General features: G+C 68.1%; 15 protein-coding genes, 2 tRNA genes and 2 pseudogenes. 8 read left to right on the forward strand and 11 right to left on the reverse strand.

Annotation, left to right across the window (positions count from 1 at the left end):
• Nucleotides 1–232, reverse strand: a pseudogene (locus tag RJ05_RS18860) (DUF6319 family protein); the annotation flags it as partial.
• A 288-nt stretch (nucleotides 233–520) separates the two neighbouring features.
• On the opposite strand from RJ05_RS18860, the gene casG reads away from it, so the two are divergent.
• Together casG and RJ05_RS18870 are read left to right on the forward strand one after the other, a co-directional pair.
• A complete protein-coding gene (casG, locus tag RJ05_RS18865; RefSeq protein ID WP_036539015.1) occupies nucleotides 521–2,167 on the forward strand; it encodes a steroid-24-oyl-CoA synthetase in 1,647 nt (548 codons plus the stop codon).
• A 300-nt stretch (nucleotides 2,168–2,467) separates the two neighbouring features.
• Nucleotides 2,468–3,289: a nuclear transport factor 2 family protein gene (locus RJ05_RS18870; protein WP_036539039.1), complete on the forward strand. Its 822-nt coding sequence runs from the start codon at nucleotides 2,468–2,470 to the stop codon at nucleotides 3,287–3,289.
• Between the two features lie 76 nt (nucleotides 3,290–3,365).
• Here the strand turns inward: RJ05_RS18870 and RJ05_RS18875 are convergent, their stop codons facing one another.
• From RJ05_RS18875 to aztB, 4 genes are all read right to left on the reverse strand, one after another.
• On the reverse strand, nucleotides 3,366–4,178 hold the full coding sequence (locus tag RJ05_RS18875) for a class I SAM-dependent methyltransferase (RefSeq protein WP_036539040.1): 813 nt from the start codon (nucleotides 4,176–4,178) through the stop codon (nucleotides 3,366–3,368).
• Between the two features lie 159 nt (nucleotides 4,179–4,337).
• Nucleotides 4,338–5,492, reverse strand: coding sequence for a zinc metallochaperone AztD (gene aztD / locus RJ05_RS18880; RefSeq protein WP_036539016.1), 1,155 nt, complete (start codon nucleotides 5,490–5,492; stop codon nucleotides 4,338–4,340).
• Between the two features lie 56 nt (nucleotides 5,493–5,548).
• Nucleotides 5,549–6,463: a zinc ABC transporter substrate-binding protein AztC gene (gene aztC / locus RJ05_RS18885; protein ID WP_036539017.1), complete on the reverse strand. Its 915-nt coding sequence runs from the start codon at nucleotides 6,461–6,463 to the stop codon at nucleotides 5,549–5,551.
• Entirely contained in the window at nucleotides 6,460–8,454 is a 1,995-nt protein-coding gene (gene aztB, locus RJ05_RS18890) for a zinc ABC transporter permease AztB (protein WP_036539018.1), read from the reverse strand. The genes aztC and aztB overlap by 4 nt, the downstream gene beginning before the upstream one ends.
• 60 nt (nucleotides 8,455–8,514) lie before the next feature.
• Here aztB and aztA point away from each other — a divergent pair, with 60 nt between their 5' ends.
• The gene (gene aztA / locus RJ05_RS18895) at nucleotides 8,515–9,189 is read left to right on the forward strand and encodes a zinc ABC transporter ATP-binding protein AztA (protein ID WP_036539019.1); all 675 of its coding nucleotides are present in this window, start codon (nucleotides 8,515–8,517) and stop codon (nucleotides 9,187–9,189) included.
• A gap of 129 nt (nucleotides 9,190–9,318) precedes the next feature.
• Nucleotides 9,319–10,317, forward strand: a complete 999-nt coding sequence (locus tag RJ05_RS18900; protein WP_036539020.1) for an AurF N-oxygenase family protein — start codon at nucleotides 9,319–9,321, stop codon at nucleotides 10,315–10,317.
• Between the two features lie 48 nt (nucleotides 10,318–10,365).
• On the opposite strand, the gene RJ05_RS18905 is transcribed toward RJ05_RS18900, so the two are convergent.
• The 4 genes from RJ05_RS18905 to RJ05_RS18920 all read right to left on the reverse strand — a co-directional run bounded on the left by RJ05_RS18905 (nucleotide 10,366) and on the right by RJ05_RS18920 (nucleotide 13,351).
• Nucleotides 10,366–11,106: a TetR/AcrR family transcriptional regulator gene (locus tag RJ05_RS18905; RefSeq protein WP_228788608.1), complete on the reverse strand. Its 741-nt coding sequence runs from the start codon at nucleotides 11,104–11,106 to the stop codon at nucleotides 10,366–10,368.
• Between the two features lie 95 nt (nucleotides 11,107–11,201).
• Nucleotides 11,202–11,873, reverse strand: a complete 672-nt coding sequence (locus RJ05_RS18910; protein WP_234012087.1) for a hypothetical protein — start codon at nucleotides 11,871–11,873, stop codon at nucleotides 11,202–11,204.
• A 747-nt stretch (nucleotides 11,874–12,620) separates the two neighbouring features.
• Nucleotides 12,621–12,694: transfer RNA gene (locus RJ05_RS18915), tRNA-Met, on the reverse strand.
• Nucleotides 12,695–13,277: 583 nt separating this feature from the next.
• A tRNA-Met gene (locus RJ05_RS18920) sits at nucleotides 13,278–13,351 on the reverse strand.
• Between the two features lie 603 nt (nucleotides 13,352–13,954).
• On the opposite strand from RJ05_RS18920, the pseudogene RJ05_RS18925 reads away from it, so the two are divergent.
• Nucleotides 13,955–14,287 (forward strand): annotated as a pseudogene (locus RJ05_RS18925) (transglycosylase family protein); the annotation flags it as partial.
• Nucleotides 14,288–14,391: 104 nt separating this feature from the next.
• Here RJ05_RS18925 and RJ05_RS18930 read toward each other — a convergent pair.
• A complete protein-coding gene (locus RJ05_RS18930; protein ID WP_036539022.1) occupies nucleotides 14,392–17,394 on the reverse strand; it encodes a UPF0182 family protein in 3,003 nt (1,000 codons plus the stop codon).
• A gap of 368 nt (nucleotides 17,395–17,762) precedes the next feature.
• On the opposite strand from RJ05_RS18930, the gene RJ05_RS18935 reads away from it, so the two are divergent.
• Nucleotides 17,763–18,320, forward strand: a complete 558-nt coding sequence (locus tag RJ05_RS18935) for a PPA1309 family protein (RefSeq protein WP_036539023.1) — start codon at nucleotides 17,763–17,765, stop codon at nucleotides 18,318–18,320.
• Between the two features lie 37 nt (nucleotides 18,321–18,357).
• Here the strand turns inward: RJ05_RS18935 and RJ05_RS18940 are convergent, their stop codons facing one another.
• Entirely contained in the window at nucleotides 18,358–19,383 is a 1,026-nt protein-coding gene (locus RJ05_RS18940) for a YlbL family protein (RefSeq protein ID WP_174343950.1), read from the reverse strand.
• 161 nt (nucleotides 19,384–19,544) lie between these two features.
• On the opposite strand from RJ05_RS18940, the gene RJ05_RS18945 reads away from it, so the two are divergent.
• Together RJ05_RS18945 and RJ05_RS18950 are read left to right on the forward strand one after the other, a co-directional pair.
• Complete coding sequence (locus tag RJ05_RS18945; RefSeq protein WP_036539024.1) at nucleotides 19,545–20,966, forward strand: zinc-dependent metalloprotease; 1,422 nt, start codon at nucleotides 19,545–19,547, stop codon at nucleotides 20,964–20,966.
• Nucleotides 20,967–21,097: 131 nt separating this feature from the next.
• Complete coding sequence (locus RJ05_RS18950; protein ID WP_036539025.1) at nucleotides 21,098–21,958, forward strand: hypothetical protein; 861 nt, start codon at nucleotides 21,098–21,100, stop codon at nucleotides 21,956–21,958.
• Nucleotides 21,959–22,005: the final 47 nt, after the last annotated feature.

Here is a 22,005-nt window from a genome sequence, read left to right on the forward strand (position 1 = left end):
AAAAGGACAGCACATCTTTGGAACCGGTGGGCCGGATCTGCAGGAAGTCGCCGTCGGACGGCTCACCGAGGGCGATGACCTTGCCCGAGCGCCCTTCCGGTATTCCCACAGCCGCGGCGGTGAACCACACCATGGGCGGGCGACCGGCAGCGATCTCGGTGGCGATCTGCGCAATCTCGGTGTCCGACAAGGGTTGCGGTGTGTTCTTGGACTTTGTTCGCGGCGACGACATGGGGCTCTCCGGGCAATTCTCGCGTTTCGTGAAGGGGCCTGCGTGCACAGATGATGCCGCACCCCACCGACAGGTTCTCCCCGAACCCGGCGAATCCACCCGCCGCGGGCACGCGAGGACAGGCTCGGCCGATCCGTATCGATCGCGCCGATCCCGCTTCCACGGCACGCCGGTTGCGATAAGAATAGAACACGTTCTAGGAATGGGTGCGCCGGTGTGCGGACTCGGAACAGGCAAGCCCGGACGCGTCGGCGAGGCGTCCGGGAGAAACGAACGGCAGGAACCGCGATGACCGAAACCGTCGATCAGCAGGCGCTCACCATGGCCGCCATCGGCAAGCTCACCGGCCCCGGTGGGCCGTTCGAGATGACGGTGCAGCAGGTGCTCGGCGCGCCGACACCGTTGCTCGTGCACCGCGAACGCAGCCTGGCCGACGTGCTCGCGGCGTCGACCCGCTGGGGCGATCGCGATTACCTGGTCACCGAGCAGACCCGACTGTCGTTCACCGAGCACGCGGCCGCCGCGGGCGCGCTGGCTCGAGCGCTGCGCGATCGCTACGGCGTCGGCAAGGGAGATCGGGTCGGCATCCTGGCCGCGAACACCCCGGAATGGGTGGTGGCGTTCTGGGCCGCGCAGTGCCTGGGCGCGATCGCGGTCGGGTACAACGCGTGGTGGGCGCCACCGGAGATCTCCTACGGTCTCGGCCACACCACGCCGTCGGTGCTGATCGCCGATGCCAAGCGCGCCGCCCGGGTCGCCGAACTGGGCATCGACGTCCCCGTCCTCACCATGGAAGACGACGTCGCGGCGTTGATCGCGGAGTTCGCCGGCGGCGAGCTGCCGAGAACAGCGGTGGCCGAGGACGATCCCGCCGTCATCCTGTACACCAGCGGCACCAGCGGCCGCCCCAAGGGGGTGACGCATTCGCACCGCAACCTCATCGCCGTCATCGGCTATCACCGGTTCAACGACGCGCTCGCGGCGGAACTGACCGGGACCCCCGACAACGGCGGCAGGCGGTTCCTGCTCACCTCACCGCTGTTCCATATCGCCAGCCTGCACAATCTGGTCGTCCCGCGCCTGGTCAGCGGGGATACGGCGGTCATCCATCAGGGCTCGTTCGACGCCGACCGGGTGCTGCGGCTGATCGAGCGCGAGCGGGTCAGCAATTGGGGCGCGATGCCGACCATGGCGACGCGGATGCTGGAATGCGATCTCGGTGCCTACGACCTGTCGTCGCTGCGCGCGTTCTCGCTGAACTCGGCGCCGTCATCGGCGGCATTGCAGCAGCGGCTGCGCGCGCAGCTGCCCGTGGCCCGCACCGCGCTGGTCACCAGTTATGGCCTCACCGAATGCAGTACGGCGGCAACCTTGGCCGCACCGGCCGAGCTCGCCGCGTTCCCGGACACCGTCGGGCGCCCGGTGCTCGGGGTCTCGGTGGAGATCCACGACGAGACCGGCGCTCAGCTGCCCGACGGCGAGGAGGGCGAGATCTGGGTGCACGGACCGTACGTGATGCTCGGGTACTGGAACGACCTCGCCGCGACGGCGGCCGCGATCACCCCCGATCGCAAGCTGCGCACCGGCGATATCGGCGTGCTAGAGGACGGCCGGTTGCGCCTGTCCGGTCGACGCTCGGATCTGATCCTGCGCGGCGGCGAGAACGTCTACCCCACCGAGATCGAGCAGTGCCTCGACGAGCATCCGGCGGTGGTGGAGAGCGCGGTACTCGGCGTGCCGGATCCGGATCTGGGGCAGGCGGTGGCCGCGGTGGTGGTCGTCGAGAACCTCACCGCCACCGATGAAGACGAGTTGCGCGCGTTCGCCGCCGAGCGTCTGGCCTATTACAAGGTCCCGGCCCGGTGGCGGCTCACCACCACCGCGCTCCCGCGCAATGCCACCGGGAAGGTCATCCGCGCGGGCCTCGAGCCGTAACCGCCCGGCTACAGCGAGACGATCAGCAGGAAGAGCGCTGCCTGGATGGTCTGGAAAAGACGGTTCAGGTTCTGCTGGATTTCGGCGCTGCCCATGCCCGGCCTCCATTCGTCCGGCCGACGCACTCCCGAACGGGAGCGGTTCGGTACTACTCCAGTGTGACAGAGCATGGCGGCGCGGAAAGCCCCTGTTCACCTGGGCACCGGCGCGGTGGAACGGGTCATCGACGCCATGAAATTAGAACTCGTTCTACCATGGGATGGGCCGCGTATCCGCGGCTCGTTCGACGAAGGAGTTGCCGTGCCCTTGGACGCATCCGGTGCGAGCCTGCTCGCCGCAGTACAGGCCTCCCCTCGCGCGGTCGCCGCCCATGACCGGCAGGCGTGGGTCGGCCTGTTCACCGCCGATGCGACAGTGCGCGACCCGGTCGGTGCCCGCCCGCATACCGGTCGTGCGGCCATCGAACGCTTCTACGACACCTTCATCGCACCCAATGCCATCGAGTTCCGGGTCGACCACGACTTCACCGGACCGGCCGTCGTGGTCCGCGATCTGAGCATCCTGACCACCATGTCCACCGGCGCGCAGGTGCTGGTGCCGATGCATCTGCGCTACGACCTGACCGAGATCGACGGCGAACTGCGGATCACCCACCTCGCCGCGCACTGGGAGCTGGCGGCGATGGTGGCGCAGCTACTACGCACCGGCGCACGGGGTTTCGGCGCCGGGATGAAGCTCGGCGCGGCGCTGGTACGCAATCAAGGCCTGGCCGGTGCGGCGGGGATGGCGCGCGGATTCACCGGCGTCGGCCGGGCGGGCAAGCGCGTGGCGACGGAGCTGTTCGACGCGGCGAACACAGGCGACACCGCGCACGTACGCAGACTGCTCGGCGCCGGCACGGTCATCGAATGTCCCGCGGGCACGGTCGTTTCCGCCGACGAGTTCACCGCATGGGCGGGTGCGGGCCTGCGGGCCGGCAAGATGATCGCGGCAGGGCGGTCGGTCACGACGAGCGTGGAGCTCGGCAGCGCGCGGGCTGTGGTCGCGCTGGAATTCGACTCGGACGCACCCCGGATCCATCAGGTCGTCGTGTTCAGCGAACGGGTTCCGCAACGGTCCTGAGAACCGCTTCGCGCGCACGCTCGCCCGGATATCGGCACGCGCTCCCTACCGGAATCCGCGCGCCGGCCGGCGCCGTCTACCCCTGCGCCCGCGCCCAGACGATGCTCGGCGGAATATCGCGCAGTACCGGCAGCCGGTCGAAGATCGGCGCGAGCACGGCGAGCACACCGTGGGACGGGCCGTAGGACGACACCCGGATGTCGGCGAACTTCGGACTCCACTGCCGCAGCAGACCTTCGATGCGGCTGCGCTCGACGCCCCAGGGCATGGGCGGGGCCGTATAGGCGGGTGTCCTGCGGTAGCCCTTCATGGTCTTGTCGGAGAACCAGGGCGGAATCGTGTCGAACATCAGCTCGACGCCGGGGAACCGATCGACGATCGCGACACAGAGCCGGCGCACGTCGTCGGGCTCGAAGTACATGAAAAGGCCCTGCGCCGAGACGAACACACCACGCCGCGGATCCTCGACGTGGTCGAGCCAGGACAGGTCCAGCGCGCTGACCGGCAGATGACGGCAGCGGTCGGTCGCGGGCAGGTAGCGCTCGCGGATCTCGATCGCCTCGGGCACGTCGACACACAGCCACCGCACCTTGCCGTCGTCGCAGCGCTGAAACTGGGTTTCCAGCCCGGCCGCCAGTTCCACCACGGAACCACCCGGATGGGCGGCGAGCCAGGGACGCAGTGCCTCGTCGAAGCGCAACGAGCGGACGGCGTGGGTGCCGTCGGGTGTGCCGAAGGCCGCCTCGTAGTCGAAGTCGATCGATTCGTAGATGCGCACGCACTCCGGGTCGCGCAGCACCGCGTCGGCGCGCAACGACTCACCGGCCCGGTTGTGCAGCGTCCACAGCATCGTCAGCGGGATACCGCTGAGCTCGACGTCACCGCTCATCAGATCCACCTCTTCCTGCCGCCGCGACGGCCGTAACCAGGAGGGATAGCTCGGTATGGGTAGCCTAACCACGAAACGGTCGCGGTGGGGTTCCTCGATATGCGGCCGGGCCGTCGGCGGTCGAAACCACCGACGGCCCGCGACCACGATGCGCGGGTGTCAGGAACGCACGCCGCTGAGCTCGTTCGGGGTCTCCGGCAGGCTTGCCGAGGCCGTCACCGTGCCGGTGGCCAGATCGACCCGGTGCACCGACTTCGTCGCCGTATCGGTGACGTAGGCGATGCCGTCGCGCACGAAGATCGCCGGCCGCGGCTGCTGCCATTCCAGCGGCTCCTGCCACGGGTCGAGCACCGGGATCGTCGTGGTGACCGTGCCCGCGACCGGGTCGATGACGTGGATCTTCCCGTCGGTGCCGAGCACGAGCGCTTCACCCCGCGGACCACGCGCCAGCGACCGGAAGGTGTAGCTGGTGCCGAGATCGACCAGCCGCAATGTGCCGGTGGCCGTGTCGATCAGGGAAATCTGCTGCGGGCGTACGAGTTCGGCGTCCTTGTCCTGCTTGTAGTCGCCGAGCACGATGGGCGAGACGTCACTGCCCGCCTGGTTACCGATGCGCCCGTACGGCGTCGGGCTGGTGACCTTGGTGATGGTGCCGCCGCGGTAGATCAGCGCGCCGGTCTGGCAGCCGACGACCACGGCCTCACCCTGTGCGGTCGCCTCACCGTGTACGCCGGGGCAGTCCTCGTTGCGGGCGATCTCCTTGCGGTCGGCGTCGAGCACCACGATTCCGGTGCGCGATTCCTCGGTACCGACCGTCAGCACCAGGTCACCGTTGGCCATTTCGACAGCGACACCGTGATGCGGTGCGGGCGCCTGAAACACCTCGGTCTCGGGCTTGTCCTCGCCGAGCTGATCGGGATCGAAGGAGGTCACCTCACCGCTACCGTCCGCGAACAGCACGGTCCGCCCGGCATGACCGACGACGTGTCCCGGCTTCGCGGCGGGGAAATCGACCCCGGTGAACCGGCCGTCGACGGCGTCGAGCACCCGGAAGGCGTCCGCGGTGGAGACCAGCATGTGCCGGTCGTCGCCGGCCGGGTTGAGCCGGTTGAAGCCCGCTAGCGCGATCTCACCGGTGGTCGCGAGGGTGTCCGGGTCGAGCAGGTAGATGCCGCCGTCGTAGGTGGCCGCGAGCGGGGCGGTGACGGGCGCTGCCGCCTGCTCTGCCTCGTCGCTGCCGCAGCCGCTGAGCGCGACCGTCGCGGTGAGCAGGGCCGAGAGCGCCACCGTTGTGGTGCGGGTCCGAGTACGCATGTTGCTCCGTTTCCGTTGTACTGCTGAAGTTCTCGGCGCGAGCGCACCGGCGGGGTTCACGGGGCCAGCCCGGCGACGATGGCGTCGGTATTGGCGCGCATCATCTCCAGGTAGCTGCCCGCGCCCTCGCCCGGCGGAGTCAGCGATTCCGAATGCAGCCCGACCACCCGGACCTGCACGCCGGCCTGCTCGGCGAGCACCCGCGCGAGCCGGTCCGGTTGCGCGGAGTCCGCGAAGACCGTCGGCACACCCGCCGCGCGGATGGTGGCGGCCAACTCCGCCAGATCCGAGGGGCTCGGGGAGGCGAGGGTGGTGCCACTCGGGATCACCGCACCCACCACCTGGAACCCGAAACGCTGTGCCAGATAGCCGAAGACGTGATGATTGGTGACGAGCTTGCGGCGCTCGGCCGGCACGCTCGCGAAGCGCTGGGTCATCCAGGCCGCGAGCCCGTCCAGCTCGGCCAGATAGCGGTCGGCGTTCGCGCGGACGACGTCGGCGTCGACTCCCGGCACCTGCTCGATGACCCGATCCCGGATGACCTCGACCGCACGCCGCACCCGCTGCGGATCGGTCCAGAAATGTGGATCGGGCTGCCCGGCCGTGGCTCCGGAATCGAAGGCGATCGGGTCGATCTCGGCCCCGACGTACACCGTGGCCACCCCGGCGTCAGCGGCCGCCTCGACATTGCGGAGCACGCCCTCTTCCAGTCCGAGGCCGTTGGCCACGATCAGCCCGGCCCGCTCCAGCCCGGCAGCCTGCTGCGCCGAAACGGCGAACGAATGCGGGTCGCCCGCACGCGGCATGAGCACCGACACCGGCGCGGCGTCACCGACGATCGCCTGGGTGATATCGCCGAGGATGTCGGTGGTCACCACGACGGCGCCGCGGTCCGGTTCGGAATCGGCACATCCGGTGAGAGCCATCATCGCGGCGAGCAACGCGACGATCATTCGGGCGAGCACGCTCATCGGCCGGTCTCCACCATCAGCTCCGGTGCGATATCGAGGGTGAAAGTCCGTGCGATCCGCAGGTTGTCGTTGTAATCGATCTCGTGCACGACCCGCGCCGCCGGATCGTTGACGTAGGCGCGGTTGGCATCGACCACGATCACCGGCGCCGCGGCACCGGGCGCGAGCGGCGCGGCGAGCACCTTCGTCTGCGCGGTCTCGGCGCCGCTGACCGGGTCGTATCCGCGCAGGATGCCGTCGGCGGTGAGCGCGATGATCGGCGTACCCGCGCCTGCGGTGTTGGTGGCGACCACCGGCCCTGTGGGAATGTGCGTCCATCGCCGGGCACTCACATCTAGTACTCCGACGCCGTCGGAGCCCGAGCGCGTCACCAGGGTGGTGCTCGAGGGGCGATGGAAGAAGGTATCCGCGGGCACGCTCATGCCGTCGGCGAACGGGATCCTGGTGGCGACGAAGCGCGCATCCTGCTCGGCCACCAAGACCGCCCCGTCGGCACATCCGATCACCACGCCGCGGCGGGTGACGGCCTGTCCATGTGGATCGGGGCACGTGGCGTCCACCGCGGTCACCTCGGCGCCGTCGCGGGAGCGCACCTCGACGCGGCCGGAACGCGACGCGACCACCAGCCTCCCCGCATACGGCACAACGGACGCGTTCGGGATGGCGCCCTGTTCCCGCACCGCTCCCTGGTCCAGGGCAGTGCGATCCAGCACGGTGGTCCCGGCTGCGTGGTTGACGGTCGCGACCGTCTTGTCGCTGTGGGCGGCCGTGACCGGAACGGCGTCGAATCGGCCGACCTCCCGCGCGGAAGCGCGGTAATAGTGCACGTGATCGCCGTGATCGACCATCCAGCTGCCGCTGTCGACCACATGTGTCGATGCCGGGGTCGACAGGTACCCGTAGCGACCGTCGCCCGCGATCGCGGTGACGCCGGGGACGGAACCGAGTTCGATCACCTCCTCGGTGATCAGATCGAGCACGCGCACCGCTCCGGTAGCACGTTCGGCGACAACGAGTCTCGGCTGCGCCTCGGCGGTCTCCTCCGCACCGGCGACATAACCGTGCGGCGTCGGCTCAGCAGCGGCGGGTTCGGTGTCGGCACCACACCCGATGAGAGGGAAGGCCAGCGTCAGCGCCGCGGCCACCGTCACCGGCGCGGTGGCCGCACGCAGGTTCAGACGTTCCCGCAGCCGGGAGACCAGCGCGGACAGGAAGAACAGCGTGACCGCGGTCCCGGCGATGGTCGCACCCGCGGCAGTCCCGGCATGCCAGGAGATGAGCAGCCCGACCACTGTCGCGACCGAACCGAACGCCGCCGCCAGCGCCATCACCATCGGGATCCGGTGGGCGAACAGCATCGCCGCGGCCGGCGGCGCGATGAGCAAGCCGAACACCAGCAGTGTCCCGACGATATGGAACGACGCCACGATGGCAAGGGTGAGCAACCCGACGAGCACGAACTGAGCGCGCCGCGGCGCCAAGCCGAGGGTCTGCGCGGTGCGCGGGTCGAAGGTGAGCGCGAGGAAGGCGCGATGCCCGAGCACGGCCACCACCAGTGCGATCAGCAAGGCGGCCAGCAGGAACAGCAGGTCGCGCTGCCGCGTCGCCAAGACGTCACCGAACAGGAATCCGGTGAGGTCCACCGCGAAAGACTGCGACCGCGACACGATGATCACGCCGATGGCCAGCATGCCGACGAACAGTAGACCGATGCCGGTGTCGGCCGATCTGCGCCGATCGCGGCTCAGCACAGTCACTCCCGCTGCCATCGCGGTCGCGCTGACCGCCGCACCCAGTAGCAGGTTCCCGCCGAGCAGCGAGGCGATCGCGATACCCGGCAGCATGCCGTGGGCCATCGCATCGCTGAGAAAGGCCATGCCGCGCACCACAACCCACGTGCCCGCGATCGCGCACAGGCAGGAGACCAGCAATCCGCCCCACACCGCCCGTTGCACGAAAGACACCTCGAACGGGGCGAATAGCCAATCCATGATGCGACACCCTAGAATGGAAACGATTTTCATTATAAGTTAAGTGACGGGAGTCGCATCGTGCAACCACCGGACATCCGGCTGGCAGGACTCAGCGCGGGCTACCAGGGCAACCGGGTACTGCACGAGGTCACCGCGACGCTCCCGAACGGCAAGGTCACCGCACTACTCGGCCCCAACGGGTCCGGCAAATCGACACTGCTGGCCGCACTCGCCGGCGTGGTGCCCCTGCTGGCCGGAACCATCACCGGACGCGACGGTCTGCGGCCCGCACTGGTCGTGCAGCAGAGCGCGGTGCCCGCGACCCTGCCGATCACCGTCCGGGAAACGGTGGCCATGGGACGATGGGCCCATCGCGGGCCATGGCGGCGGCTCACCGGCGCCGACCACGCGATCATCGACGAGTGCCTCGATCGCCTCGCCATCGCCGGCTTGGCCGACCGGCGCCTCGACACCCTCTCCGGCGGGCAACGCCAACGCGCACTGCTGGCCCAGGCCTTGGCCCAGCAATCTCGGCTGCTTCTGCTCGACGAGCCGACCACCGGACTCGACCTCGAGGCCCGCGAACAGATCACCCGCGCGATCGCCGAGGTCAGCGCAGCGGGCGTGACCGTGGTGCACGCGACCCATGACCTGGACGATGCCTTGCGCGCCGACCACTGCGTACACCTGCGCGGCGGCCGTGTCGTGAGCGAAGGCGAACCACGGACCGCACTGCTGGCACGTTCCTCCTGATCAGACGGCTTCCCATCACTGACCGCGGCATCAATTTCATACCGGCCTGTATGTGGGGTTTACTGGGACGCCAAGTCTCAGTAAATTGGTCTATAGCGAGACCCACACCACACGCACGAGGAGACTCCGATGACGTCGTCGACTGTGCCGCTCACCCAGGAAGTCGGTAAGGACTACCGGGATGCCCTGCAAACGCTGTCGGAGGGGTCGGTCAACCGGCGCTTCGACCCGTATCTGGACATCGACTGGGATTCGCCGGAACTGGCCCTGGACCCGAAAGACCCGCGCTGGGTTCTCTCGCCCGAGATCGATCCGCTCGGCGCCACCGCGTGGTATCGGAGCCAGCCGCTCGAACGGCAGATCGAGATCGGTCGCTGGCGCATCGCCAACTCCATCAAGGTCGGCGCCGCGTTCGAGACGATCCTGATTCGCGGAATGATGCAGTACATCATGAAGCTGCCCAACGGGTCGCCGGAGTTCCGCTACTGCCTGCACGAGATGACCGAAGAGTGCAACCACATCCAGATGTTCCAGGAGCTGGTCAACCGGATCGGCGTGGATGTGCCGGGCATGCGGCCGATCTTCCGGGCGCTGTCGCCGTTCATCGGCGTGGCCGGCGGGTACGCGCACGTCATCTTGTTCATCGGCATCCTCGGCGGCGAGGAACCGATCGACCACTTCCAGAAGGCGCTGATCCGCGATGGCGCGAATCTGCCGCCGATGGTGTTGCGCACCATGGAGATCCACATCGCCGAGGAAGCACGGCACATCTCGTTCGCCGGTGAGTTCCTCAAGGCGCACATCGCGAAGATGAACCCGGTGACCACCCAGGTCTGCGCGATCGCGTTCCCGCTGGCCATGCGCTGGCTCGCCGGTGAGATCATCGCGCCGCCGCGGTCGTTCGCGGAGAAGTTCGACATTCCCCGCGAGGTGATCAAGGAAGCGTTCTGGCGCAGCCCGCAATCACGCAAGATCCTGTCCGGCTATTTCGGCGATATGCGGGCACTGGCCGACGAGATCGGGCTGATGAACCCGGTCACGCGGCGGTTGTGGAAAGCGCTCGGCATCGACGGCGATTACGCGCGCTACCGCAGCGAGCCCGATCGCCGGCTCCGGCACGCGGCCTGAGCCGCGGTCGTGGCCCGCCGCCCGCGGGTCACGACCACCACGGCCGGGTCAGCCCGTGGTCGCGCCGGACTCGGTGAAATCGCGCAGAATCGAGGCCAGTTCGCGGTCCGGGTCGACCTGGATACCACTGGTCCTGGCCGCACCGTCGAGCACGAACCAAGTGATGGTGGCGAGTTCGTCGACGACCTGGGCTCTGGTGCGGTCCGGCGCCGGGTCGGCCACCCAGGCCGACAGCACCCCCTCGACCATCGTCACGACCGCGAACGGCACCGATTCGAAGGGGGCGGAGTCGGTGCCCATCAGCTGAGCGACCGTGGCGATCAGCTCGCTGCCGCGGGCCGCGATCCGCAGTTTCAGGCTGGCGACGGCGTCGACGGTGTCCTCGCCCCCGAAGGGCGGCCCGGTCCGCGCGAATTCGGTCAGCCGCGGATGGTCCGACATCCAGTCCGCGACCGCGCGGATGGTGCGGGTGAGGATCTCGCGTACCGAGCCGGTGGACATGTCGAGTTGTTCGTCGAGCTCGGCGGCGAAATCGTCGATCAGATAGGAACGGATGCGCCGGTCCAGTTCCTCTCGTCCGCTGAACTGCCGATACACGACCGATTTGGCCACACCGGCGCGTTTGGCGATGCGGTGCACCGCGATGTCCGCCCCGGGCGGACTCTCCTCGAGCAGTTCGACCGCGGCCCGCAGGATCGTCAGCTGGCGCTCGCTGTTGTGCCGCTCCCAGCGAGCCTCATAGCCACTGACGGCCTCCGGCATCTGCGGTTGTGGCGACACCACCGACATGCCAGGCAGTGTACCGAGTCGGGCACCGCCACCGTGGCCATGCGCCCGAGGCCCGGGCGGCCGCCGCGCAACGCCCGCCCGGACACCGGTGGGCGCTAGCTGCCGAGCATGTTGCGCAGCACCGCGCCGAGCATGTCGGCGATCGAGCCGGTGGAGCTCAGCTGGCCGTCGGAGGATCCGAGACCGTTGTCATCCATGCTGCCGAGCGCACCCTCGCCCAGATTCGGCTTACGAGCGGTGAAACAGGCGGTCAGGTTCGGGAATTCGGCACCGACCCCGACCGTGCCCGCGACTCCGACGCCACCGCTGGTGACCTGCTGCCCGGCCCGCAGGTCGCCGGGAACCGGATAGGTGATATTCAAGGTGACCGGGTTACCGGAGTTGACGAACCAGCCCGTGCTGGTGACCTTCCACCCACCGGCGTTCGGCTCGGGCGTCACCGCTTCGGTTCGCTGCCCGCCCACCGCGTGATAGGCGGTGATCGTCGCCTTGACCGGCGCTGCGAAGCCGGTCGGCGGGAAATCGGTGATGGTGTTGACGTAGGGGTTGCCGATACCGGTGGTGCCGACGATCACCGTGTAGGTCACGGTGGTGCCGATGCCGACCGACTCGCTGCTGGCGATCTTGTCATAGACGTGCGTCACGCCAACCGTGCTCGCGTCTCGCTTGGTAGCGTGGCTGCGCACCGAGCAGGTGTCGGCCGCCGCGGTTCCCGCGCCGGCCGCGACTCCGAATCCCGCGACGGCCAGCGTCGCGGTAGCGATCACGGCACCCGTCCGAATACCAGGGAGCATTGTTCCTCCAGAATTCCCGGAAGATCTCCGGGATTACACGATCCTCATCAGGCGAATGTGGTTCGCCCTCGGGCGGATATCCGCCTGGGAAACAGGGAAGCACGCGACTGGACCGTTGTCCAGGAGTTCTGGAAAATTCGTGTTTCACATCTGGAGGCGAGGGGACGGCGGCCGACCGACCGATCGTCACGATGCCGTAACGAACCCTTGCGTTCTCCTGAACCGCCCTGGTGACGCGGCTAGGAAGTACGGACCGGAGCGAACCGGCGGGCGTGGCCGCACCTCGCCCGAACTCCCCGAATACACGGAAGAGGTATGCGTTATCTGCTGAGAGAGCGGCTATTTCACACCCACCGCCGTATCCGGCTCAGCCGGTGTCCCACTCACCGGGATGGTGGTTCACAGCAGGCGATGTCCGCGAAGTCCAGGCGACGCTTTTCGTCTTACCGAATGAGGCGAATTCGAATCGCCGAATCCTTTTCGGGCACAGGTCTTCTGCCGACTGCGACAGATACTGAGATCGGGCACCGGCGCTGATCGGCGCTTTCGACCCGGCGTCGAATTCTTGCGTTGCAGAAGCGTCTTTACCGAATCGCGGGAAACGCTTCGCCCCAGGGATCGAGCACCCTTCGGCTCGAGGCCAGGCAGTCGCTCGCAGAACTCGGCCGGCTGGGGGCGAATAGGGGTGTGGCCCGGAACCTGGGTTCCGGGCCACTGTTGTAGCGGGGACAGGATTTGAACCTGCGACCTCTGGGTTATGAGCCCAGCGAGCTACCGAGCTGCTCCACCCCGCGTCGGTAAACACCAGCTTACACACCTGCGGCCCGAGAACGTAATCGACTGTGGCGCCGGGACATTTCAGGTGGTCAGCAGGGTGCGGCGGAGCCAGGCCGAGTGCCGCCTGGGCTCCGGTTCGCGCCGAGCTCGTCAGGCCGGGTGCCTCAACCGTGGTGTGCGGATACTGGGATCGCCTCGGGCGGTGATGAGTCGATGCGGCATGGTTGTGTATCGAGCGAACCGACTCGAGCCGTCACCTGCCGGCCGGCCGGAGAGCTGTCAGCGCGGCGCCGAGCTCGGTGCCGATGCCGGATCGCAACAGAAGCATGTCCGCATTGCGGAAGGCACGGTGGTGGTGCCTGGCGAGTGAGCGCAGCGACATTCGATTATGCGTGGGCGGTCGCGGCGAATAGCTCTGCATCAGCTCTCGGTGAGCGGCAATCGGTCATATGACCGAACTGCTGAAAGCTTGCCGGCCCCCGATCGGGGCCCCGCGCATCGGCGCACACCCGGACAGCAGCACGACACACGGCCGCTTCCTGGGCGGACATAGAAAAAAGGCCCGGCCCGGAGACTGATGTCTCCGGGCCGGGCCGATAGTAGCGGGGACAGGATTTGAACCTGCGACCTCTGGGTTATGAGCCCAGCGAGCTACCGAGCTGCTCCACCCCGCGTCGGTGAACACAACATTACACACGGGTTCCCGACGATCGCAAACTGGCAGGTCAAACACGGTTTCCGCGTCAACCGGGCCCTCATCTAGCCGCTGGCGGTGCCCGGACGGACGACGACCGGCGACCGCGAAGCGACATGGTCGACGCACTGGCCGACAGCCCGAGCCGACCGCCACCCCCGTCGGCCGGCCACCCCGGCCATGAACCCCTGGACGCGGTTGCCAGTCGATAGCGAGCCTCCGAAGCGGGCCGATCATGTGACCGGCGCAACGATTTCGGAGTGATCCCGAACACATAACGGTGTTATCACAATCGCCTTTGGGTACGGGCGAATCCGGTTTCTCACCAGCGAATACGTTCTAATGCTACCGATTCACGTGGATTCACCGGCAATAAATTGGAAGTTATCAAGACGTGATCGAACGAGATTTGTTCGTTACCGTCGTTGCCACGGCCCGGATCAAACCGAGATGGGCTCGAACCCGAACCGAAGAACACCGGAGACCCTGTCCCGCGGTTCGGAGTACCCCGACATCACACCTGGGGACAGGGGCCGACGGAGAGAACATCCGCCGCGCTGGTGGGCACAGGGAGGGAAACCACATGACTAAGAACCGGAAGTTCAGCACCCGCGCCCTCGGCCTGACCGCCATTGCTGGGGCTCTCGTTGCCGTCCCGTTCGGTCTTTCCACCGCCACCGCTTCGGCCTACTCGGGCAACTGGGACGCTGTCGCGGCCTGCGAGAGCGGCGGCGACTGGTCCATCAACACCGGTAACGGCTACTACGGCGGCCTGCAGTTCTCGCAGAGCACCTGGGAGGCCAACGGTGGCACCGGCTACGCGCACAACGCGAGCCGCGAAGAGCAGATCCGCGTGGCCGAGAACGTGCTGGCCACCCAGGGCCCCGGCGCCTGGCCGGTGTGCGGCGCCTACCTCTGAGTCTCCTCGGCGAGCGGCCCGTCCGCTGACCGCCGACTCAGCAGCGCAAACGAAACGGCGCTGTCATCCACTGGATGACAGCGCCGTTTCTGCGTTTCGGATCAGCGTCCCGCGTCCTGGTAGGCCTTGACCGCGGCTTCCAGTTCGTCGAGCGCCTTACCGAAGTCCGCGAAGTTGCCCGTCCGCATCGCGGTCCGCACGGCCTCGATCTTGCGGTCCAGCTCGGCGGCCGCGGCATCCTTGGCTCCCGAGGAACCGGCAGGCGGTGGCGGTGTCGAGCCCTCGGCCGGCGGCGGTGCGCCGTTCTCCGCCGGTGGCGGCGCCGACCCCTCGGCCGGCGGTGCCGTGCCCGGCTGCGGCCGGATCGCCGGATCACCGCCCGGCGGCGTGGCCAGCGCACCCGCACCGGGCAGCACCTGGTTCAGCGCCTCCGCCAGGGTCGAGGCGTAGCCGACCTTCACACTGCCCGCCTGATCGCGGTAGCTGACCAGCACCCGCAGCAGCTGCGGGAAGGTCGCGGTGTTGGGGCCGGTGTTGCGCTCGTTGTAGAACGGCTCGACATAGAGGATGCCGCCATCGGCGACCGGCAGGGTCAGCAGGTTGCCGTATCTGATCTTGTTCGAGTTCGACAGCAGCGTCTTCTCCTGGGAGACCTGCGGCGCCGTCGTCATCGTGTTCTGCGTCTGCTGCGGACCCTGGGTCTGGGTGTCGGTCGGCAATTGCAGGATGCGGAACTTGCCGTAACCGTCCGGGTCCGAGCGCACCGAGATGTAGGCCGACAGGAACTGCCGGTTGTAGCCGACCATCGCGCTGGTCAGGTTGAACACCGGCTTACCGGTCTCCGGGTCGCCGAGCAGCACATAGTACGGCGGCTGGCTGGCCGTCACGCCCTCGACGGTCGGGTCGGCGGGCACCGACCAGAACGCGTTGTTGGTGAAGAACTCGCGGGGATCGTCGACGTGGTACTTGGTCAGCATCTCGCGCTGCACCTTGAACAGATCCTCCGGGTAACGGAAGTGTTCGCGCAGCTCGGGGCTGATCTCGCTGGCCGGCTTCACCGCGTCCGGGAACACCCCACGCCAGGCCTTCAGCACCGGGTCGGAGGAGTCCACCTCGTACAGGGTCACCGTGCCGTCGTAGGCGTCGACGGTGGCCTTGACCGAGTTGCGGATGTAGCTGACCTCCTTGCGTGGCAGCAGGCGGCCGGTCTTGCGGTCGATGCTGTCCTCCACCGCGCCCTCCAGCGAGGAGATCTGCGCGTAGGGGTAGTTGTCCAGCGTGGTGTAGGCGTCCACGATCCAGACGATGCGGCCGTCGACGACCGAGGGGTAGGTGTTGCCGTCGGTGGTCAACCAGGGCGCGACCTTCTGCACTCGGTCGCGCGGATCGCGGTTGTAGAGAATCTTGGACTCGTCGCCGATGGCCGAGGAGAACAGGATGTTGCGCTCGGCGTACTTGGCGGCGAAGGCCAGCCGGTTGAACCAGTTGCCGATCGGCACGCCACCGGAACCGTCGTAGGTGAAGCGGGCGTTGTCGGTGTCGTATTCACGAGGGGTCTGGCCCTCGGTGGCGCCGACGATCGCGTAGTCCGGGTTCGACTGGGAGATCAGCTCGCCGTAGTAGATGCGCGGCTGATCGACCTTGATGCGCTGGTCCTCCTTCTTCGTGGACAGGTCGCTGACCATGAAGATCGGGTAGCCGGAATCGCTGCTGCCGCCGGCGGCGTTCGGATCGTCGGACTGCGGGCGGTTGACCCGGTTGGCGGGGGCGGCCACGAAACCGTTGCCGTGGGTGTAGACGGTGTGCTTGTTGATCCAGTCGGTCTGGTTGCCGGTCAGCGACGACGGCGACAGCTCACGAGCGCCGACGATGAAGTCCTGGACCTCGCCGTTGATCGTGTAGCGGTCGATATCGAGCGATTCGGGGAAGCCGTAGAAGTTCTTCAGCTGGCGCAGCTGGGTGAACGTCGGCGACAGGATGTTCGGATCGAGCAGCCGCGCGTTGGCGATGGTGGCGTGATCGACCGGGACGCTGGAGGGGTTCTTGCTGCTCTCGCCCGAGTAGGCGACGTAATCGATCTTGTCGTCGGTGATCCCGTAGGCCTTGCGGGTAGCGGCGATATTGCGCTCGATGTACTCGCTTTCCTTCTCCGCGGCGTTCGGGCGCACCGAGAACTGCTCGACCATCAGCGGCCAGACCGCGCCGACCAGCACCGAGGACAGCACCAGCAGCGCCGCCGCCATCGCGGGCACGCGCAGATCGCGCAGCACGATGCCGGCGAAGAAGGCGATGGCGCAGATGATCGCGATCGACATCAGGATCAGTTTGGCCGGCAGCACCGAGTTGATATCGGTGAACGAGGCGCCGTTGAAGGTGGGTTCCTTACGGCTGCTCATCAGCAGCTCGTACCGATCGAACCAGTAGGCGATGGCCTTGAGCAGCACGAAGGTACCGGCGATCACCGCGAGCTGGATCCGCGCGGCGTTGGTCAGGGTGCCTTCGCGGCCGGACAGACGCAGCCCGCCGAAGATGTAGTGGGTGACCAGATTCGCGAAGAACGCGATGACGATCGCGACGAACAGCCAGTTCAGGATCATCCGGTAGAACGGCAGATCGAAGGCGTAGAAGCCGACGTCGAGGTTGAACTCCGGATCGGTCTCGCCGAACGAGCCGCCGTGCAGGAACAGCTGCACGGTGACCCAATTCGATTGCGCCACCAGCCCCGACAGCACGCCGAGCAGCACCGGGATACCGATGCCGAACAGCCGCAGCCGGCTCATCACGGTGGTGCGGTAGCGCGCGATCGGGTCGTTGGGCCCGGCCGTCGGGACGAATACCGGCCGGGAGCGGTAGGCCAGCATCAGCGCCGCCCACACCACCAGCCCGACCAGCAGCCCCACCACGGCGAAGATCGCGATCCTGGTCCACAGCACCGTGACGTAGACGTCACGGAATCCGACCTCGCCGAACCACAACCAGTTCGTATAGGTGTCGACCAGGCGCGGTCCCACCAGCAGTAGCGCCGCCAGCACGACGGCCGCCACCAGCAGCACACGGCTGCGGCGGGACAACGAAGGTAAGCCCGAGGGGGGCCGCATGCCCACGATGCCACTCTCCAGGGTCCGGCGGCGCCAACGCCTGCACGCCGCAGTCCGATGTTCGATTGGTCCATTTCGGACCGTTGGCGCCCACTCTACGGAAATCGGACACCGGACCGTCGGCAGGGCGGAAACCGGACAACACGGAACCGAGCCCGAATGCTCGCAACCAGGCACCTCGGCCGGTCAGACCGCCGATTTCGAGCGAAGCGAGACCGAGCCCCAAAGTTCGCGGCCCGTCTCGCGTTTCCGCCGCCGCTGCGCACGCCGAAGGCAAGCAGCGGCGGCGGAAACGCGAGACACCCAGGGCCGCGAACCCGCGCTGCCGGAGGCAGCGCAAAATAAACACAGTGAGCGCTGATCTGCATGCTGAAATGGTCTTGGCCCGGTCGGTCCGTGAGGTGGCCGAGTTCGTCGATGCCGAGGGGTGGGGGCGTCCGCCGCAGATGTTCGCGCTGGTGCCGACGGCCGATCTGGTGGCGGCCGAGCCGGGTCTGGCCGATCAGGTCGACGCCGGTGACGAGTTGACTCCGATTGCGCAGGAGCCGTTTCCGGAAGATGTGACCGGCGGGTCGATCGCGTTGGAAGAGGTCCTTGCGACCACCAGCTGGCCGCCCGCGGTCGCGGGCTGTGTGCTGGTGCAGGAGATCGTGGTGTTGCCGCCGACGGCGGAGAGCACGCTCGACGATGCGTTGACGCCGTTGCTCGCCGATGACGACGCCGCCGATGCCGCGGGCCGGGCCGCCGCGCACGCGCATCCGGAGCGGCGTGAGGCGCGGCTGTTCGCGGCGGCGTTGCGCGAGGGCAGCACGCTGTGCCTGCTGCAGGTGCGCCCCGATGACGATGCCGACGAGTTCGCCGATCTCGAGCTGCGGACCTATCCGAATCTGGCGTCGAATGTGGTCGAGGCGTTGCAGCACACGCTGGACTGATCCGGCGCGGGTTCAGTGGCCTGACGGGATACGGTGACTACCCGCAGGTCACCGTCTCGCGACCGGCGCTGAGATCCTCCAGCGACTGCACCGCACCGGCGAGCGTTTCGACCTTGACCAGGCGCAGCCCGTCCGGCGTTCGCTGCCTGGCCTCATTGCAGTTGGCGGCGGGCACCAGGAAGGTTTCCGCGCCCGCCTCGCGCGCGGCCATCATCTTGTACTGGATGCCGCCGATCGGGCCGACCTTGCCGTCCTGGTCGATGGATCCGGTGCCCGCGACGAAGCTGCCGCCGTCGAGTTCGCCGGGAGTGAGCTTGTCGATCAGTGCCAGGCTGAACATCAGGCCCGCCGACGGTCCGCCGATGTCGGCGAGGTTGAAGGTGACCTCCATGGGCGGGCGGGCGCCTTCGCCCGGGGTGACGCCGAGGTAGCCCTTCTTCGGATCGTCCTCACGGGCGCCGAGGGTCACCTCGACGGTCCGCTCGACGTCGTCGCGGCGGATCACCATGGTGATCTTGTCGCCCGGCGGCAGCTTCCCGATCGCGTCGACGACGTCCTTCGGCTCGTTCATCGGCACGCCGTTGATGCTGACGATCTGGTCGCCTTCCTCCAGCACCGCCTTGGCCGGGCCGTTGTCGGCGACGGTGCGCGCGAGCACAACGGTCGGCAGGCCGAGGAAGTTCATCGCGGCGACTTCGGCGTTGCTCTCGGAGTCCTTGAAATCCTGCTGGTTGGACTTGTCGATCTCCTCACGTGACACCCCGGGCGGGTAGACCTCCGAGCGCGGCACCAGCCCGTGTTCGCCGCTGACCCAGAAGCCGATCGCCTCGAAGATGTTGAGGCCGTCGCGCACCGAGACGGTCGTCATGTTGAGGTTGCCGGTGGTCGGATCCACCTCGACACCGGTGACGTCGACGACCTGCTTGCCGTCCACCTCGCCGAGTGTGTTGAACGTGGGCCCAGGGCCGAGAGCGACGAAGGGCACGTTGAACCAGCTCCCCGCGACGCCCAGCACGAGCACCGGGATCAGCGCGACGAGCAGAGTGATGATCCGACGATTCACGCGGCCAACAGTAGCGAGCGCCGCCGTCGCGGGGCGGCACCGGCGGAGGTTTGGCGGTTCGCGGGGGCCGAGGCGAGCCGGCCGTGAGCGGGTTCACGGCCGGGTGCGATTTCGCGGCGCGCGAACATCGTCGCCGGTCCACGCCGCGTAACGTAATGGGTATGAGTGACCATCCGTTCGGATTCTCGAACCGCGACGACGACGATGACCGCAAACGAGGCGACGAGCCGAGCGGTTCCGGCGCGGGCGACCCGTTCGGCTTCGGCATGGCCGGTTCCGGGGCCGGCGGATTCGATCCCGCCCAGCTGGGGCAGATGCTGACCTCGCTGGGCCAGATGCTCAGCGGAATGGGACAGGGCATGGCCGCCCCGGGTGGGCAGAGCGGTCCGGTCAACTACGAAGTCGCCAAACGGCTGGCCCGCCAGCAGCTCGGCGCGAGCGTGGCCCCGGTGTCCGCGGGCACCGCCAGTGCCGTGGCCGACGCCGCGCACCTGGCCGAGGTGTGGCTCGACGGCGCGACGACGTTGCCCGCCGGCGCGTCGAAGACGGCCGCGTGGACGGCCAACGACTGGATCGAGCAGACCCTGCCCACCTGGCAGCGCTTGTGCGATCCGGTGGCCCAGCAGATCTCCGGCATGTGGACGGCGAACCTGCCCGAGGAGGCCAAGCAGTTCGCGGCCCCGATGATGGGCATGCTCGGTCAGATGGGCGGACTTGCGTTCGGTTCGCAGCTCGGCCAGGCGCTCGGCCAGCTGGCCAAGGAGGTGCTGACCTCCACCGATATCGGTCTGCCGCTGGGTCCCGCGGGCACCGCCGCGCTGCTGCCCGCCGCCATCTCCGAGTTCAGCGCCGGGCTGGAGCAGCCCGAAAGCGAGATCATGGTGTTCCTCGCCGCCCGTGAGGCCGCCCATCAGCGGCTGTTCGGCCATGTGCCGTGGCTGCGTCAGCAGGTGCTCGGCGCGGTCGAGGACTACGCGCGCGGCATCAAGATGGATTTCTCGGCGCTGGAGGAAGCGGCCCAGAACATCGACCCGACGTCGCTGACCGATCCGGGCAAGCTCGAGGAGATCCTGTCGCAGGGCACCTTCGAACCGCAGACCACGCCGGAACAGAAGCAAGCGCTGGAACGGCTGGAGACGCTGCTGGCCCTGATCGAGGGCTGGGTGCAGGTGGTGGTGGCCGAGGCGGTCGGTGAACGCCTGCCGGGTGCGGGCGCGCTGGCCGAGACGCTGCGCAGGCGCCGCGCCACCGGCGGTCCGGCCGAGCAGACCTTCGCCACGCTGGTCGGGCTGGAGCTGCGGCCGCGCAAGCTGCGTGAGGCGGCCGCACTGTGGCAGCGGCTGACCACCGACGCGGGCATGGAGGCGCGCGACGGTGTCTGGGCGCATCCGGATCTGCTGCCCGACGCCAGTGACCTCGACTCCCCCGCCGGTTTCATCGATGCGGTGATCGGCGGCGGCGCGAACGCCTTCGACGATCCGCTGGCCCAGCTGGCCGAGACCGAGGCCCGCGAGCGCGACGAGCGTAAGAAGTCGGGCGCGGCGGATGAGGAGTCCGGCGAGCAAGGCGAGGCTTCGTCCTGATCACGGTCGCAGGCAGGCGCGGCACCGCGTAGTCAACGGATCCGCAGGCGCATGTCGCAGCGGTGTGGGCCTGTGGATAACTCGCTGTTTCGCGCCGGTTCCGCGCCGGGCCGATCCGCATACTGCTCGCCATGACATCCCTGTGCCTGCGCGGGCCGATGCTGCACCCGCGCCTGCTGGTCCTGATTCGCCCGTCCGGTGTGCTCCAGCTCGGGTGGGACCCCGAGTCCGCGCGGCAGCTGGCGATTCCCGGCGTCGACAGCGATACCCTGCGGCGATTCCTGGATCTGCTGGACGGCCTGCGCACCCGCCCGCAGATCATCTGGCGAGCCACCGAACTCGGCCTCACCGCCCGGCGCGCGAGTGACCTGCTGGCCACCCTCGACGACGCCGGGCTGCTGGTCCATCCCGACACCCCGGCCGGGCAGGTGCGCCGGATCCGTGTGCACGGCCTCGGTCCGCTCTCCGACGCGCTCACCGCCGGTCTGCACCGCCTGGGGTTGCGGCCGCAGCGTTCGCGCGGCGCACGGCTCGATCTGCGGCCGCGGCCGGATCTGGTCCTGTTGACCGACACCCTGCAGCCGGACCCGCGGCTGACCGACCAGTTGCTGCGGGAGCGGATCCCGCACCTGCCGGTGCACATGCGTGACGGTGTCGGTGTAGTGGGCCCGCTGGTACTGCCCGGCGAGACCGGCTGTCTGCGGTGTGCCGATCTGCTGCGCGCCGACTACGACCCGGAATGGCCACGGGTGGCGGCACAACTGCTCGGCCGGGTCGGCCATGGTTCGCCGCCCGCGATCGAGGCCACCGCGGCGCTGGCACTGCGTGAGCTGGAGTCGATCATCGCCTGTTCGGTTCGCAGGCGCCCGGCCGTTCTGCATGCCCAGTTGGAGCTCGACCCGGGTTCCTACCGGCTGCGGATCCGGCACCGGACGCCGCACGAGCGCTGCCTGTGCCGCCGCATACACACCGATCAGGGCGCCCAGGTGTGACGGGTACCACTCCACAACGCCGATTCTCAGCGGATTTCGATGGCACA

Source organism: Nocardia cyriacigeorgica NBRC 100375, assembly GCF_000308555.1.
In the GTDB taxonomy this organism is placed as follows: Bacteria; Actinomycetota; Actinomycetes; order Mycobacteriales; family Mycobacteriaceae; genus Nocardia; species Nocardia cyriacigeorgica.